Origin of the sequence: Polaromonas sp. YR568 (assembly GCF_943369675.1) — a bacterium.
Lineage (GTDB): Bacteria > Pseudomonadota > Gammaproteobacteria > Burkholderiales > Burkholderiaceae_C > Polaromonas.
The window spans coordinates 1-15,426 of record NZ_CALROB020000070.1; the positions used below are offsets into that span (position 1 = coordinate 1).

Consider the following 15,426-nt stretch of genomic DNA (forward strand, 5'->3'; position numbering starts at 1 on the left):
CGCGGTATCGCATGCCGGGGATCTGCAACGACTGGCCACCGTACGGGAAAGCCTGCGGCAAAAAGTCCTTGATTCGCCCGTCTTTGACGCGCCTCGCTTTGCACAGCATTTTGAGAACGCCTTGTCCGGCATGTGGCGCACGTGGTGTACAGCGCAGCGGGTTTGACGAGCGCCCAGGCGCCGCGCCCTTATCGCCCTTCAAGCGCCAACATGCGTGAGAGGTGAAATCCCCATCACTTGATACACACCGAACGAACCATCTTCAAGTCGGTCAGCCCCATCAGCACCTTCTCCATGCCGTCCATCTTCAGCGTGTGCATGCCGCTGCTGACGGCGCTGGCAAACAACTCGGCCACGCGGGCCCGTTCCTGGATCAGCTTTTTTGCGGCGTCGTCGGCAATCATGAGTTCGTGCAGGCCGATCCGACCCTTGTAGCCGGTCTTGCCGCACTTGTCGCAGCCCACGGCGCGGTACACGGTGAGCTTGCCGTCCTTGCCGTAGCGCTCCATCCAGCCTTCAAACAGCTTTTGCGACTCACCGCCCTCATCGGCCTTCCAGGCGTCGGTGTGGCGCAGTTCTTCGGCGTATTCACGGATGAAATCCTTGATTTCCTGCGAGCTCATGACGTGAGCTTCTTTGCAATCGCACAGTTTTTTGGCCAGGCGCTGCGCAAGAATGCCCAGCAGCGCATCGGCGAAATTGAAGGGGTCCATGCCCATGTCCAGCAGGCGGGTGATGGACTCGGGTGCAGAGTTGGTGTGCAGGGTTGAAAACACCATGTGGCCCGTGAGCGAGGCCTCCACGCCCATGGCCACGGTTTCCTTGTCGCGCGACTCGCCGACCATGATGATGTCCGGGTCTGCCCGCAGGAAGGCGCGCATGACCAGCGCGAAGTCGATGCCGGCTTTGCGGTTGATCTGCACCTGGCGCAAACCCTTCTGGGTGATTTCGACCGGGTCCTCGGCCGTCCAGATTTTGGTGTCCGGCGTGTTGAGGAATTTCAGGATGGAGTGCAGCGTCGTGGTCTTGCCGGAACCCGTGGGGCCGCACACGTAGAAGAGGCCGTAGGGCTTGGAGACGGTTTTTTCCAGCCGCTCCCTGTTGTTCGCGGTAAGGCCGAGCTTTTCGAGCGGAATCGGTTCGCCCGCGGCCAGGATACGCATGACCACGTCTTCGACGCCGCCTGCGGAGGGAATCGTGGCGACGCGCAGCTCGATGTCCAGCGGGCCGTATTTCTTGAACTTGATCTTGCCGTCCTGCGGCTTGCGCTTTTCGGAAATGTCCAGGTCGCACATGATCTTGAGCCGGGTGACCATGGCCTGGCGGAACTGCGCCGGCACTTCGATGTAGGGCTGCAGAGTGCCGTCAATGCGAAAGCGGATGCCAGTCTTGGCCTTGCCGGGCATAGGCTCGATGTGGATGTCCGAGACCTTCTGGTTGTAGGCGTCGATGATGACCTTGTTGACGAACTTGACCAGTTCGTTGTCGGCGGCGGCTGATTCCAGCGAGGTGTCGTCGATGGACTCGCCTTCCAGCGGCGAGTCCATGTCGGCCAGCAACTGGTCGATGGAGCTGTTGTCGGCGCCCGTGCCGAACAGCTGGTTCAGTGTTTCGTCAAACTCGGTCTGGGTGGTGACGCGGTAGGCGAACTTGCTGATGCGCGGAAACACCTGCGGGACGACGCGCGCGCCGCGCACGGCTTCCGGGTCCATGCACATGACCACCAGGCCGTCGGTGGTTTCTTCCAGCGGTATCCAGCCTTGTTGCCCGATGAATTCCCGCTTGAGCGCGCCGTGCAGCATCTCGGAGCGTATCCGGCCGCTATTGAAGGGCTCATAGCCCACGCCGAAGAACTTGGCCAGCGACTGGCCGATCTGGGCGGGGCGGATGTGGTAACCGGCCATCAGCATGTGCTCGACCGACTTGCCCTCTTCGCGCGCGCGCTGGATGCCTTGCTGCAGCTCGTCCTGCGACAGCACACCTTCGGTGACTAGCCCGTCGTACTTGGTGGCCTTGCGGCGCTGGCCTTCTTCCGACCGCTGCATGCGCTGGCGTATCGCGATGCCGAGCGTCTGGCACAGCTGGCGCGCGCCGTCTTCCTCAAGTTTTCCGAAGGGCTGGTCGCTGCGGTTGTTGATGACCTGCAGGACGCCGTACAGCGTGTCCCCGTCCATGACGGGCGCCACGAGCATCTGCTTGGTCCTGTACCCGGAGCGCTTGTCGACCTCCTGGAGGAAACTCAGGGCCGGGTGGATTTTCTTGAGGGCTTCTTCGTCGTAGACGTCGGCGATGTTGACCATCTGGCGGGACATGGCCACATAACCGGCGATGCTTTGCGCGCTGACCGGCAGCTTCAGGTCGCGGCTGGTATTGAGGCCCGTCTTGACCTTGGAGACGATGGAGGTGCGGTCCTCATTGACCGCGTACAAAGTCAAGCGGTCGGCGTTGAAGAGCTTGCAGATGTCCTGGCTCGCCTCCAGCATGATCTGGTCGATGTTTTCGGTCTCGTGGATGCGGTTGGTGACCAGCTGCAATTGCCGGAAGTACAGCGCCTCAAACGTGACGCCGCGCTCTTGCGGCGGCAGCATCTGCGAGTCGAAAAACTCGTCCTGGGGATCTCGTTGCAATACGGCGCTCATAGTTCAAACTCCTGGCCCGCCCGCAACCACCGGATATCGTGCGAAACGTTGGGGCCAAACGGGCGGGTTTGGTCAAAACGCTGTATCTCGGCCATGATGAGATCGGTTTCGGCAGGCTTGGTGTGTGTGATGTAAATCGGGTAATTCTTTCCGCGCTCTATGCAGTCGAGCTCATTGGCAAGGGCGTGGGGCGACAGGTGCAGGCTGCGTTTGGCCAGGTCGCGCTCGCGGTTGCTGAAGGCGGTCTCGATGACCAGCATGGCCACGTTCATCTGGTTGATGCGGGCCCACAGGGCGGGGTTCTGTTCCGTATCGCCGGTGAACACCCAGCAGCCTTTGCCGGTGGCCACGGCGTACCCCACGGCCGGCACGGTATGCACGGCCGGCAGCGCCTCCACATGCTTTCCCGCCAGCAGCAAGGTCTGGCCCACTTCGAGTGGGTGAAAGCTGATGAACGGCGCCGCGGGCGTGGGGATCCTGGAAAAATCCGGCCAGATGGTGTTGTTGAAGATATGCGCTTTCAACGCGTCTATCGTGCCCTGCAAGGCGTGGATCTGTATCGGTGTGGTGCGCCGCGCCGCGATGGCGTCCACCATCAGCGGCAGCGCCGCGACGTGGTCCAGGTGCGAATGCGTCAGCAGCACGTGGTCGATGCCGGCCATCTCGTCGAGCGTCAGGTCGCCCACTCCGGTGCCCGCGTCGACCAGCAAGTCGTGGTCGAGCAGAAAAGACGTGGTGCGGCAGTCCTTGGCGATGGCTCCCGAGCAGCCGAGTACACGTACTTTCATGAGGTTTTCCGGTTGGCCCTGAGGTGGTCTTTTATATTATTTGGTCTCAAAATTGGTCGCGCCATCCCACTCCGGATCAAACGGCAACAGCCTCATGGAGGCTACACGCTCCGCATACAGCCGGTAAAGGAACTTTTTGCCATTTCCGCGCTGTAAATTGAGCAATTGCACGTCGCATTGGTCCCAATCCTGGGCGCGGTAGGCTTTCAGGGCCATGCCCCAGGTTTTCAGCTCCAGGGCATTGTCCTTGTCGATCCGGTCCGCCGGCGCCAGCGGCCAGAAAATGGCGACAGCCTGATCTTTGCCCTTCACGCGGACTTTGTCCAGTTCCTGCCATGCAAAGTCGCCGGCCAGCTTGCGGGTGGACTCGCTGGCCACGATATCCACACCGTAAGTTTTCGACAAGCCCTCCAGGCGAGAGCCCAGGTTCACGGCATCGCCGATCACGGTGTAACTGCGGCGGATGTCCGAGCCCATGTCGCCCACGCACATGGTGCCGGTGTTCAGGCCTATGCCGATACCGATCTCGGGTAAACCCTTGGTCTTGTGCTCTTCATTGATCTTGCGCACGGCGTTCGACATCTCAAGCGCCGTTTTGACGGCCAGCGCAGCATGGTCGGGCGTGTCCACGGGTGCGCCCCAGAACGCCATGACGCAGTCGCCCATGTATTTGTCGATGGTGCCGCGGTTGCCGCGTATCAGGTCCGTCAGGCGGTTGAAGACGCTGTTGAGCAGCGCCTGCAGCTGCGTCGGCTCCATGGTCTCCGACATCTTGGTGAAGCCGCGCATGTCGCAAAACATGACCGTCAGCTCCTTGGTGGTCGCCTTCATGCTGTAGCTGTCGGGGTCTTTCACCATCTCGTCCACCAGTTCGGGCGGCACATAGGTGCCGAACAGGTTGGCCAGTTCGCGCTTGGAACGGCTTTCGACGAAATAGCCGTAACTCATGTTGAGCGCGAAGGCCGTCAGCGCCATGACCAGCGCGCTGGCCAGCGGCAGCACGAGGCCATAGCCGGCGTACAGCCAGAAGTTCAGCCCGGCGATCGCGGCGATCACCGCCAGGCTGACCATCACCGCGCGCGAAGCCGACAGCAAAGGCAGCGCGAACGCCAGCGTCAGTCCCGAGAGCAGGAGGATGACGATCTCGAACCCGACGGCGTAGTCGGGCTTGACGAAGACCTTGCCGTCCAGGAAGCCGGAAATCACGTTGGCGTGGGTTTCCACGCCGGGATAGGTCTCACCGACCGGCGTGACCCGCAGATCGAGCAAACCCGGCGCCGTGGTGCCGACCAGGACGATCTTGTCCTTGAGCGCGCCCGGCGCCAGGCGCTTGGCCAGCACGTCGGCCGCCGAGATGTAACGGAAGGAGCCGCCATTGGCGCCGCCGTTGCCCCGAAACGGCACCAGCGTGGCGACGCGGTCGTCGACCGGGATCGCCAGGGTCTTGCCGCCCTGCTTGAGCAGAATGCTCTCCAGCCCCTGGTAGTTGCGCGTCAGGAATTTTTCGGGCGGAAATCCCGGCTCGACCTTGGGCAGGCCCACCAGCATGCGGAACATGGCCAGTGCCAGCGATTCGTAGTACTGGCCCTTGTACTCCGCCAGCAGGGGAATGGAGCGAACGACGCCGTCGCCTTCGGTGATGGAGTTGAAAAAGCCGCCCAGGGGCGCGGCCTTGGCCAGCAGCTCGATGTTGGCCCCATAGCCGTTCCAGCTGGTGAACCTGATGGGCCGCCCGCCCAGCGCATCGCGGTCCATGACGGGCGCGGGCAACATCCCGTTGACGCGGCCGTCCCGGTCGCTGGTGAAGTAGTAACCCATCACGACTGGCCGCTTTTCAATGGCCTTGGCGAACACCGCGTCGTAGTCCAGTCCGGCCTGCAACTGGGTGAGCTTTTCCGCAAAACCCGGCTGGTCCTTCAGTTCCGCCTGTGCCAGCTGCTTGAGCCGCTTCAGGCCAGAACTTTCGTCGGCTTCGGCGAACACCACGTCGAACCCCAGCAGTGCCGTCTTCTGGCGGTCCTGCAGTTCCTCGACCAGCTCGGCAAGCCGGTTGCGCCCCCAGGGCCAGCGGCCGACTTCGGCCAGGCTTTTCTCGTCGATGTCGACGATGACGATGCGCTCATCCAGCGTGTGGGGCATGGTCGCCCGAAGGCGCGCATCGTAAATGATGTCGTCCAGGCGCTGCAGCACGCCGATGCGCAAAACGCCGCCGGCATGCAGCAAGGCAAAAACCAGCGGAATCAGCGTGACGGCGATGCGAGGCCAGTGCCGGGAGAGGAGTCTCATGAGACCTCGGGTGTTGGGGGCCGGCGGCTCACGTTACGGTGAAGCCCGCCCGGCAACCCGGGTCAATGTTGGACGAACTGCATCTGCGTTCCGGCCAGCTCGAGCATGTCGCCGTTTTTCAGGACCACGGGCTCGGCACCGATAGGCGCGCCGTTGAGGGTCGGTTTTCCGGTCCCTTCCACATGGGCCACGACAAAGCCCTGGGGCCGCTTGGTGATCGCCGCGACCGCGACGCCGGGCTTGCCGATGGTGGTCACCACCTTGACCAGCGCAACTTCACGGCCGGCCGCCGCACCCGACATGACCTTGATGGCCGCGCTGGGGCCGCCACCGGCGTCAACCGGGGCCGCCGCGGGAGCCGCACCGGGGGGCGGCGCGACCAGGCCCGCGGAGCCGGCCTTGATGATCATGGTTTTCTCGAACCCGGCCGGTGCGGCCTCGTTCACATACTTGATCTTGTACTTGCCGATTTCCACGGTGTCGCTGTTTTGCAGCAGCAGCTTTTTGACGGCCTTGCCGTTGACGTAGGTGCCGTTGGTGCTGTTGAGGTCTTCCAGATAGACCTCGTTGCCGGACATCTGCAGGACGGCATGCTCCCCGCTGACAGCGAGGTTGTCAATGACGATATCGTTGTAGGGCCTGCGGCCCAAAGACGTGCGGTCTTTGGTCAACTGGACTTCCTTGATCACAACGCCGTCAATAGAGACGATCATTTTCGGCATGGCCGACTCCTGTCTGTTTTTAAATTTTCAGTCACCGCGCTATTTTCCCAGCATTCTGGACAAAAGGCCGCGCTTGGCCGAGTCTTCTTTCGCATAGGCCAGCAAGACGGAAATATTATCGCGTCCACCGGCCTCGTTCGCCGCCGCAATCAGCTGCTTTGACTTTTGCTCCAACGTGCCCGTACCCGCCAGGATGGCGGCAATGCCCGGGTCCGCCACCATATCCGACAAACCGTCTGAACACATCATGTAGAGGTCGCCCGATTCCACGCGGTGTTCGTTGACTTCCACCAGCACGGTGTCTTCCACGCCGAGGGCGCGCGTCACCAGGTTCTTGTTCAGAGAGGTCAGCGCCTGTTCGGGTGTGATCAGCCCGGCGTCGATCTGCTCCTGGAGCAGGGAGTGGTCCTTGGTGATCTGCTGCAGCTCCTGGCCGCGCAGGCGGTAGCAACGCGAATCGCCGATATGGCCCAGCATCAGGCGCCCGTCCTGGAAGACACCCACGACCAGCGTGGTGCCCATGCCCGTGTATTGGGGGTTGGAGTTGGCCGCGTTGAAGATCGAATGGTTGGCGTTTTCGACGCAGATTTCCAGCGCCCGGCGCACTTCCTTGGCGTTGGCGTGCCGGCCCGCCTGGGACAGCCAGCGCCCCATTTCCGACTTGATGAAGGCCACGGCCATGCCGCTGGCGATCTCGCCGGCGTTGTAGCCGCCCATGCCGTCAGCCAGGATGCAAAGCCGGGTCGCGGCATCAAACGCGACCGCGTCTTCGTTGTTGTCCCGCGTCAGCCCTGGGTCGGTGTGTGTACAAATCTCGTAGATCATCTTGTTCGTGTTGTCACTGGGTATCTTTGTCGGCGGCGGACGGCGCGGAGACAACGGTTTTGTCAAACGCTGGGGATCCGCCGGCATTCATGGCCTGGGTCGCATCATAGGCCCTGGGATCGGGCGCCGGCGCGGCCGAGGCGGACTGCACCACCGTGGCATCGAATGAAGCCCCGGCTGCGGTCGGCGGCGCGGCATAGGGTGACGCCCCGGGCGCGGCCACGGACCCGGCGCCCAAGGCGGCGATGACCTCGCGCAGGTCGGCGGCAAAGCTGTCGCCATCCTGGTAACGCAGTTCAGGCTTTTTGGCCAGAGACAGCGCGACGATCCCGGCCAGCCGGTCGGACAGCTCTTTGCGGATGATGCGAATGTCCGGGGCCTCTTCGTTGGCGATCTTGTACATCAGCTCGGCCATGGAGTCGCCCCGGAAGGGCAACACGCCGGCCAGCATCTGGAACAGCATGACGCCCAATGAATACAAATCAGAGCGCCCGTCGACTTTTTTGCCGGCGATCTGCTCCGGCGACATGAAGCTGGGCGTGCCCAGCACCAAGCCGGTCTTGGTCTTGCTCGAATCGGTAATGCGGGCGATGCCGAAGTCGGTCACCTTCACCGTGTCGCTGTCGGGCTCATACATGATGTTGGCCGGCTTGATGTCCCGGTGCACAACGTTCTGTTTGTGCGCGTAGGCCAGGGCTTCGGCCACCCGCGCCACGATGGACAGCACTTTGGGGATGGGCAGCAGGCTGCCGTCCTTGGTGACGTCGGCCAGGTCCTTGCCCTTGAGGAATTCCATCGCGATGTAGGCCAGGTCGTGCTCTTCGCCGGCGTCGAAGATGGTCACGATGTTCTGGTGCTGCAGGCGGCCGGCCGTTTCGGCCTCGCGGAAGAAGCGTTCGCGCGCATCGTCGAGCTCTTCGCCCTCGAATTCCTGGCTCAGCGCCATGGTCTTGATCGCCACGACACGGCCGATCTTGGGGTCCTTGCCAAGGTAGACCACGCCCATGGCGCCTTTGCCCAGTTCTTTTTCGACCTGGTAGCGGCCCAGCATGGGTTTTTCGACGGCGCCGCCGTCCAGCAGCATGGTGCCGCCGGGGTGTGAACCGCCGCCGCCCAGGATGACGGTCTCCGACAGGTTTTTCGCGCGCTTGAGTTTGGACTGCAGGTCTTTGTGGTTCTTGTTGTAGCTGGCCATGTACTCGTACACGGCCTGGGCCTTGTTGAACTGCCGCTTGCGCTCGAAATCCAGCGCAAGGTTGTTCATGTTGTCCATCAGCGCGTCGGTGAAGGGTACGCGGCGGAAACGGTCGAATGCCATGTCGAGCTGGCCCTGGCCTTGCAGCGCCAGGCCCATCATGCGGTTGGTTTCGGCCGATTCCTCGTCGGACTTGAGCTTGCCCGCCTCGGTCATGAGGAAACGCTTGGTTGTCAGCGCCAGGTGGCCGATGACCAGCAGGGCCGCGGGGAAGACGAACTTGAGCCAGGTCGCGGCCGCGGACAGCAGGCTGAACTCCGCCACCAGCAGCACCACGAACAGCGCCAGGGTGACCATGGCCGCCTTGCCCGCCGACAGGCGCGGCAGGCCGGCGACCAGGTAGCCGGCGACCAGCAGCAGCACACCCAGCGTGGCCCACACACCCCAGCCCGGCTGCACGATGAAATGCTCGCTCAGGATGCTGGAGGTGATGTGCGCGATGGTTTCCGCCGGGGAAAGGCCGCCGGCCGGTGTCGGGAACTGGGTGCCCACGCCCGCGGCGGTGGCACCGATGATCACGATCTTGTCGGCGTACTTGGCGGCCGGGATCTTGCCGGAAATCACGTCATAAAACGAATCGACGGCAAAAGCCGGCCGGCCGTCCTTGCCCTTGTAGAACTGCGGCAGCATGAGCGCCGATTCGTCGGTCTTGACCATCAGCTTGCCAATCTGCACCGATTCGCCGACATTGAGCTTGATGTCGGCCGGACCGAGGTTCAGGCTGTTGGCCGCCACCAGCAGGCTCATGGAGGGCACGGCCTTGCCGTAGTAGTTGATCAGCAGCGGCTCCTGCCGCACGGCGCCATCCACGTCGGGCAGCTGGTTCAGGTGCGCAATGCCGGCCGCCGCCGTGCCTATCTGCTCTATGGGCTGCTGGCCGCGTATGGCCGGCAGGGAGAAGTTATTGGTTTCATCGACCGCGCTTTTCAGCGCATAGGCCGGCAGCGGGTTGTCGGGACGGCCCTGCGGCACTCCCAGCTGGAATACGGAGGGCACCAGGACGTTGCCGGCCTTGGCCATGCTGGCTGCGAGCTTGGCGTCGGTGTCCAAGGCGATTTCAGCCTCGGCGATGACCTTGCCGAGCTGCTCGGGCAGGCCGCCCGGGGTCGCCGCGGCGGGATCCGCGACGGGGCCCAGCGCCTCCTTCATCTTGCGGATGAACACCAGCCCGCGGTCCGTCTGGGGCTCAAAAAAGAAAGCGGTGTGCGCGATGGTTTTAGCCTTGGCCGCGGAAAGCTGGTCGATCAGCTGGGCGTGCACGTCGCGCGGCCAGGGCCAGCGCCCGATGTTGGCAATGCTCTGGTCGTCAATGGCGATGATGGCGATGCGGTCGGACGGCTGGCGCGAGGTGCTGGTGCTGGCGAAGTCGTAGTAGCGGCGCTCCAGCGTGCCGAAGAAGTCCGTCAGGCCATGCAGGAAAAGGACGGCCAGCACCACCAGGACACCGACGAACCAGTCGGCCCGCCAGAACTGACTCAGCTTTCTAGATGATGAGGCCACTACCCGTCCCTTGTCCTGATTCGCTGTGCATAAGCTAGCCGTTTTTTTTAATTGCTTTGTATTACCCGCCACCCGGCAACAGCCGTTTTGACGCACCAAGCAGCGCCGGCTGTTTCGGCAGGTTACAAGTCCCCTGAATAAAAGGACATTAACAGACGGGGTGCGGCTGGACAAGGGACTTTTGCACGGCGGCCGCGCCGACTGTTGCAAATAAGTGGTTTTCAGCCCACGTAAAAATGCCCGCGCGGGGCGGGCATGGAAAATCGGGGGTTTTGGGGGCCGGCGCCGGGGAAGGGGCCGGCCGGACTCAGGCGGAAGACGCTTTGCTCCGACGCCGTTTTGTGAGGTAGGTACCCAGGGCCACGACCAGCACGGCACCCAAAATACCGCCTACCGTCACCGTATGCTCACTGATGGGGCCGAAATAGGACACCACGGCCGGGTCGGTCAGCAGCATTTCACCGGCCAGGAAACCAAGCAGGGCGGCGCCGATGGTGATGATGATGGGGAAGCGCTCCATGACCTTGGTCAACAAGGTGGCGCCGAAAATGATCAGCGGAATGCTCACCAGCAGGCCCAGCACCAGCAAGGGCAGGTTGCCCTTGGCGGCGGCGGCCACGGCCAGCACGTTGTCCAGGCTCATGACGAGGTCGGCGATCAGGATGGTGCGGATGGCGGCCATCATGCCGTTGATTTCATGGCCTTCGCCGTCTTCGTCTTCTTCGCCCTTGAGCAGGTCCACGCCAATGTAGACCAGCAGGATCGCGCCTATGAGCTTCAGGTAAGGCAGGCTCAGCAGCTGGATGGCCACGATGGTCAGCACGATGCGCATGACGATGGCCGCGGCGCTGCCCCAGAAGATGGCCTTGCTGCGCTGCTCGGGCTTGAGCGTACGCGCCGCCATGGCGATCACCACGGCGTTGTCGCCGGACAGCACGATGTTGGCGAGGATGATGGAGCCGAAAGCGCTCCAGAAGAGAGGGGACGCGAGGTCCAGTCCGAAAATCATGGCTATCTCCTGTTATGAATGAAAAAAAGCGCCGGGCAGCGCTTTTTTTGTTTTTTCGAGTTTAGCCCGGATGGGGCCAGGCAGCGTTCGTATTAATGCTTACGAATGCGGCCGCCGGGTGCCTTACAGCAGCGCCTTGAGCAGCTTGGCCATTTCCGAGGGGTTGCGCGTCACGGTGAAACCGCAGGCTTCCATGATGGCCAGCTTGGCGTCCGCCGTGTCGGCGCCGCCGGAGATCAGCGCGCCCGCATGGCCCATGCGCTTGCCGGCCGGGGCCGTCACGCCGGCGATGAAGCCGACGATGGGTTTTTTCATGTTGGCTTTGCACCAGACCGCCGCTTCGGCTTCGTCCGGGCCGCCGATTTCGCCGATCATGATGACGGCATCGGTGTCCGGGTCGTCATTAAAGGCCTTCATCACGTCAATGTGCTTGAGGCCGTTGATCGGGTCGCCGCCGATGCCGACAGCGCTGGACTGGCCCAGGCCGATTTCGGTCAGTTGCGCCACGGCTTCATAGGTCAGCGTGCCGGAGCGGCTGACCACGCCGATGCGGCCCTTGCGGTGGATGTGGCCGGGCATGATGCCGATCTTGATCTCTTCGGGCGTGATCAGGCCGGGGCAGTTGGGGCCCAGCAGCAGGGTTTTCTTGCCGCCGGCGGCTTCCTTGGCCTTCATGCGGTTGCGCACTTCCAGCATGTCGCGCACGGGGATGCCTTCGGTGATGCAGATGGCCAGGTCGAGGTTGGCTTCCACGGCTTCCCAGATGGCGGCGGCCGCGCCTGCGGGCGGCACATAAATCACCGAGACGGTGGCGCCGGTGGCCTGGGCGGCCTCGGTGACGTTGGCGAAAATCGGGATGCCTTCGAAGTCTTCGCCGGCTTTCTTGGGGTTCACACCGGCCACAAAGGCTTCGCGGCCGTTCGCGTAGTCGCGGCACATGCGGGTGTGGAACTGGCCGGTCTTGCCGGTGATGCCCTGGGTGATGACTTTGGTGTTTTTGTTGATGTAGATCGACATGCTTGTGTTCTCCTGGGCTTACTTGACGGCGGCCACGATTTTGGTCGCGGCTTCGGCCATGGTGTCTGCGGCAATGATGGGCAAACCGGAGTCCGCCAGCATTTTTTTGCCCAGGTCTTCGTTGGTGCCCTTCATGCGCACGACCAGCGGAACCGACAGGTTCACGGCCTTGCAGGCGGTGATGACGCCGTCGGCGATGGTGTCGCACTTCATGATGCCGCCGAAGATGTTGACCAGGATGCCTTTGACATCGGGGTTCTTCAGCATGATCTTGAAGGCTTCGGTGACTTTCTCGGCCGTTGCGCCGCCGCCCACGTCCAGGAAGTTGGCCGGCTCGCCGCCGAACAGCTTGATGGTGTCCATGGTCGCCATGGCCAGGCCGGCGCCGTTGACCAGGCAACCGATGTTGCCGTCCAGGCTGATGTAGGCCAGGTCAAACTTGCTGGCTTCGACTTCGGCCGGGTCTTCCTCGTCCAGGTCGCGGTAAGCCACGATTTCAGGGTGGCGGAACAGCGCGTTGGCATCGAAGTTGAACTTCGCGTCCAGGGCCATGATTTCGCCCTTGCTGTTGCGGTTCAGCGGGTTGATTTCAACCAGGGACGCGTCGGTCTCCATGTAGCACTTGTAGAGCTTTTGCAGGATGTCGACGGTTTGGGGCACGGAGTCGGCAGGCATGCCGATGCCCGCGGCGACTTCCTTGGCCTGGGCGTCCGTCATGCCGATGAGCGGATCGACAAACACCTTGATGATTTTTTCGGGGTTGGAATGGGCCACCTCTTCGATGTCCATGCCGCCTTCGCTGGAAGCGATGAAGGCCACCTTCTGCGACTCGCGGTCGGTCACGGCCGAGATGTAGTATTCCTTCTGGATGTCGGCGCCGTCTTCAATATAGAGGCGGCGGACTTTCTGGCCTTCGGGGCCGGTCTGGTGCGTCTTCAGCTGCATGCCCAGGATTTCGCCGGCAATGCGCTTGACGTCCTCAATGGTCTTCGCAACCTTCACGCCGCCGCCCTTGCCGCGTCCGCCCGCATGGATCTGCGCCTTGACCACCCATACCGGGCCGCCGAGCTTTTGGGCGGCTTCCACCGCTTCCTGCACCGTGAAGGCCGGAATGCCGCGGGGCACAGGCACACCAAAATTGCGCAAGATTTCCTTGCCCTGGTACTCGTGAATTTTCATGAAAAACCTTCAGAATTCAGTAAAAGAGGGGGTGCAACTGGGATTTGGGCAGGGCTATGGGGTGTCGGAAACAGGCCACACCGGCCCAAAAAACCACGTCGGCGGTCACTGCAGGCAGCAACGCAGAACTGTATCATGGTGCGACGCACAATTCCTGTGCCGGGCTTACACCCCCAAATGGGCCGAAATCGGGCTTTTTCGGGCGTTTTTGAGCCGTCCCGCGACCCTGCATTTTTGTTATTTGCGTATTTCTGTTGACAGTAGCTGGAAGTATTCATGCCCAAAGTTTTTATTGATGGAGAAGCCGGCACCACGGGCCTGCAAATCCGCGAGCGGCTGCAAGCCATGCCGCAGATCGAGCTGGTCAGCATCGCGCCCGAGTTGCGCAAGGATGCGGCGGCCAAGCGCGCACTGATGGCGCAAGTGGACATGGTGATCCTGTGCCTGCACGACGACGCGGCCCGCGAGTCGGTGGCCATGATCGACTCGCTGACCGGCAAGAAGCCCAAGATCATCGACGCTTCCACCGCGCACCGCACCGTGCCCGGCTGGGTTTACGGTTTTCCTGAATTGACCCAGACGCAGCGCGCCGCCGTGGCGGCCGCCGACCGCGTCGGCAACCCCGGCTGCTATGCGACGGGCGCGATCGCGCTGATCCGCCCGCTGGTTGACGCCGGCGCGATACCGGCCGATTTCCCCCTGAGCCTTCCGGCCGTGAGCGGCTACTCAGGCGGCGGACGGCAGATGATCGAAGACTACGAGGCCGGCACCGCGCCGCTGTTTGAACTCTACGGCCTGGGCCTGAAGCACAAGCACCTGCCCGAGATCATGAAATACACCGGCTTGTCACGCCGCCCGGTGTTCATCCCTTCCGTCGGCAACTTCAAGCAGGGCATGCTGGTGCAGTTGCCGCTGCACCTGGACTTGCTGCCCGGCAAGCCGACCGGCGCGCAACTGCAGGACATGCTGGCCAAACATTACACCGGCAGCGAATGGGTGACGGTGCAAGCCGCGCCCGAATCGGGCAAGCTGGACGCGCTGGCGCTCAACGACACCAACAAGATGGAACTGCGCGTGTTCGCCAATGAAGAGCACCGCCAGGCGGTGCTGGTGGCGCGGCTGGACAACCTGGGCAAGGGCGCTTCGGGCGCCGCCGTACAAAACCTGAAATTGATGCTCGGGCTGTAAGCCTGGCTTCAGTCCTCATCGGCTTGGGACACCACGCGGCGGATCACCTCGCCGCCAAAGCCCCGCGCCGCTAAAAAGCGCATCTGTTTGGCGCGCCCCGCCGCATCGGGCGCCGGTCCCTCGAATTTCTTGCGCCAGATCTCGCGGGCGCGTTCCAGCTCACTGCCCTTGAGGCTGGCCATGGCCCCGGCCACGCGCTCCGCGCTGAGGCCTTTATTCAGCAGCTCGTGCTTGATGCGCGCCGCGCCGAAGCGCCCGGCACGCCGGTTGATCACCGACTCGACCACACGCGCCTCGCTGATGAAGTCCTTGGCCTGCAGGTCGTCCAGCACCTGCGCCAGTTGCCCCGGCGTTTCTTCATGGGGCGCCAGCTTGCGCTCCAGTTCGGCACGTGAATGTTCGCGCCCGGCCAGGTAGCGCAGGGCGCGCCCCTTGAGCGAAAGGCCAAAACCCGCACGAGAGGCGGGTTTGGAGGGCTTGCGATCCGAGGGCTTGTCCATGGTCAACATGCCTGGGCCGCACAAGCGCTGCCTTTAGACATCCGCTTATGCGCCCTCAGGCTGGGCTGGAACCTCTCAGGCTGCAGCCTTGGCAGGCTTTTCGGCCTTCTCGGCTTTTTCCGCCTTGGCCGGCTTTTCGGCCGGGGCGTCTACGCTACCGGCAACCTGCACCAGCGGGATGCCCAGCGATTCGCGCACCTTGTTTTCGATCTCGATCGCGAGTTCAGGGTTTTCTTTCAGGAACTCACGCGAGTTGTCGCGGCCCTGGCCGATTTTTTCGCCGTTGAAGGCGTACCAGGCGCCGGCTTTCTCGACGATGTGGCCGGCCACGCCCAGGTCCAGCACCTCGCCCAGGCGGCTGATGCCCTCGCCGTAGAGGATGTCGAACTCCGCCGTCTTGAACGGCGACGCCACCTTGTTCTTGACCACCTTGACCCGGGTTTCGTTGCCGATCACCTCTTCGCCCTTCTTGATGGAGCCGATGCGGCGGATGTCCAGGCGCACCGAGGGGTAGAACT

At 62.8% G+C, this 15,426-nt stretch carries 11 protein-coding genes and 1 pseudogene; 1 reads left to right on the plus strand and 11 read right to left on the minus strand.

Translation table 11 applies throughout. The features are described from left to right. Positions 1-233 precede the first annotated feature (233 nt). The 9 genes from ACLV8F_RS23705 to sucC form a co-directional block, all read right to left on the minus strand. Entirely contained in the window at positions 234-2,639 is a 2,406-nt protein-coding gene (locus ACLV8F_RS23705) for a GspE/PulE family protein (protein ID WP_411886653.1), read from the minus strand. Beyond that, positions 2,636-3,427 (minus strand): 3',5'-cyclic-nucleotide phosphodiesterase, encoded by a 792-nt coding sequence (locus ACLV8F_RS23710; protein ID WP_411886654.1) that lies wholly within the window; start codon positions 3,425-3,427, stop codon positions 2,636-2,638. Before ACLV8F_RS23710 ends, ACLV8F_RS23705 begins: the two co-directional genes overlap by 4 nt. A gap of 36 nt (positions 3,428-3,463) precedes the next feature. Continuing rightward, on the minus strand, positions 3,464-5,713 hold the full coding sequence (locus ACLV8F_RS23715; RefSeq protein WP_411886655.1) for a CHASE2 domain-containing protein: 2,250 nt from the start codon (positions 5,711-5,713) through the stop codon (positions 3,464-3,466). 62 nt (positions 5,714-5,775) lie between these two features. Next, positions 5,776-6,435 (minus strand): FHA domain-containing protein, encoded by a 660-nt coding sequence (locus tag ACLV8F_RS23720; RefSeq protein ID WP_411886656.1) that lies wholly within the window; start codon positions 6,433-6,435, stop codon positions 5,776-5,778. A 39-nt stretch (positions 6,436-6,474) separates the two neighbouring features. Then, on the minus strand, positions 6,475-7,260 hold the full coding sequence (locus ACLV8F_RS23725; RefSeq protein ID WP_411886657.1) for a Stp1/IreP family PP2C-type Ser/Thr phosphatase: 786 nt from the start codon (positions 7,258-7,260) through the stop codon (positions 6,475-6,477). A gap of 13 nt (positions 7,261-7,273) precedes the next feature. Then, the gene (locus tag ACLV8F_RS23730) at positions 7,274-10,015 is read right to left on the minus strand and encodes a protein kinase domain-containing protein (protein ID WP_411886658.1); all 2,742 of its coding nucleotides are present in this window, start codon (positions 10,013-10,015) and stop codon (positions 7,274-7,276) included. A gap of 307 nt (positions 10,016-10,322) precedes the next feature. After that, the gene (locus ACLV8F_RS23735; RefSeq protein WP_411886659.1) at positions 10,323-11,024 is read right to left on the minus strand and encodes a TerC family protein; all 702 of its coding nucleotides are present in this window, start codon (positions 11,022-11,024) and stop codon (positions 10,323-10,325) included. Between the two features lie 123 nt (positions 11,025-11,147). Further along, a complete protein-coding gene (gene sucD, locus ACLV8F_RS23740) occupies positions 11,148-12,041 on the minus strand; it encodes a succinate--CoA ligase subunit alpha (protein WP_411879218.1) in 894 nt (297 codons plus the stop codon). 18 nt (positions 12,042-12,059) lie between these two features. Then, entirely contained in the window at positions 12,060-13,220 is a 1,161-nt protein-coding gene (gene sucC / locus ACLV8F_RS23745) for an ADP-forming succinate--CoA ligase subunit beta (RefSeq protein ID WP_411886660.1), read from the minus strand. A gap of 276 nt (positions 13,221-13,496) precedes the next feature. On the opposite strand from sucC, the gene argC reads away from it, so the two are divergent. Then, positions 13,497-14,408 carry an N-acetyl-gamma-glutamyl-phosphate reductase gene (gene argC, locus ACLV8F_RS23750; RefSeq protein WP_411886661.1) on the plus strand — a complete coding sequence of 304 codons (912 nt, stop codon included), beginning with the start codon at positions 13,497-13,499 and terminating at the stop codon, positions 14,406-14,408. An 8-nt stretch (positions 14,409-14,416) separates the two neighbouring features. Here the strand turns inward: argC and recX are convergent, their stop codons facing one another. Both recX and recA read right to left on the minus strand, forming a co-directional pair. Continuing rightward, complete coding sequence (gene recX, locus ACLV8F_RS23755) at positions 14,417-14,908, minus strand: recombination regulator RecX (RefSeq protein WP_411886662.1); 492 nt, start codon at positions 14,906-14,908, stop codon at positions 14,417-14,419. A 75-nt stretch (positions 14,909-14,983) separates the two neighbouring features. After that, positions 14,984-15,426, minus strand: a pseudogene (gene recA, locus ACLV8F_RS23760) (recombinase RecA); the annotation flags it as partial.

Coding starts and splice junctions, on each gene's coding strand:
- ACLV8F_RS23705 (WP_411886653.1), bottom strand. CDS start 2,639: ATGAGCGCCGTATTGCAACGAGATCCCCAGGACGAGTTTTTCGACTCG.
- ACLV8F_RS23710 (WP_411886654.1), bottom strand. CDS start 3,427: ATGAAAGTACGTGTACTCGGCTGCTCGGGAGCCATCGCCAAGGACTGC.
- ACLV8F_RS23715 (WP_411886655.1), bottom strand. CDS start 5,713: ATGAGACTCCTCTCCCGGCACTGGCCTCGCATCGCCGTCACGCTGATT.
- ACLV8F_RS23720 (WP_411886656.1), bottom strand. CDS start 6,435: ATGCCGAAAATGATCGTCTCTATTGACGGCGTTGTGATCAAGGAAGTC.
- ACLV8F_RS23725 (WP_411886657.1), bottom strand. CDS start 7,260: ATGATCTACGAGATTTGTACACACACCGACCCAGGGCTGACGCGGGAC.
- ACLV8F_RS23735 (WP_411886659.1), bottom strand. CDS start 11,024: ATGATTTTCGGACTGGACCTCGCGTCCCCTCTCTTCTGGAGCGCTTTC.
- sucD (WP_411879218.1), bottom strand. CDS start 12,041: ATGTCGATCTACATCAACAAAAACACCAAAGTCATCACCCAGGGCATC.
- sucC (WP_411886660.1), bottom strand. CDS start 13,220: ATGAAAATTCACGAGTACCAGGGCAAGGAAATCTTGCGCAATTTTGGT.
- argC (WP_411886661.1), top strand. CDS start 13,497: ATGCCCAAAGTTTTTATTGATGGAGAAGCCGGCACCACGGGCCTGCAA.
- recX (WP_411886662.1), bottom strand. CDS start 14,908: ATGGACAAGCCCTCGGATCGCAAGCCCTCCAAACCCGCCTCTCGTGCG.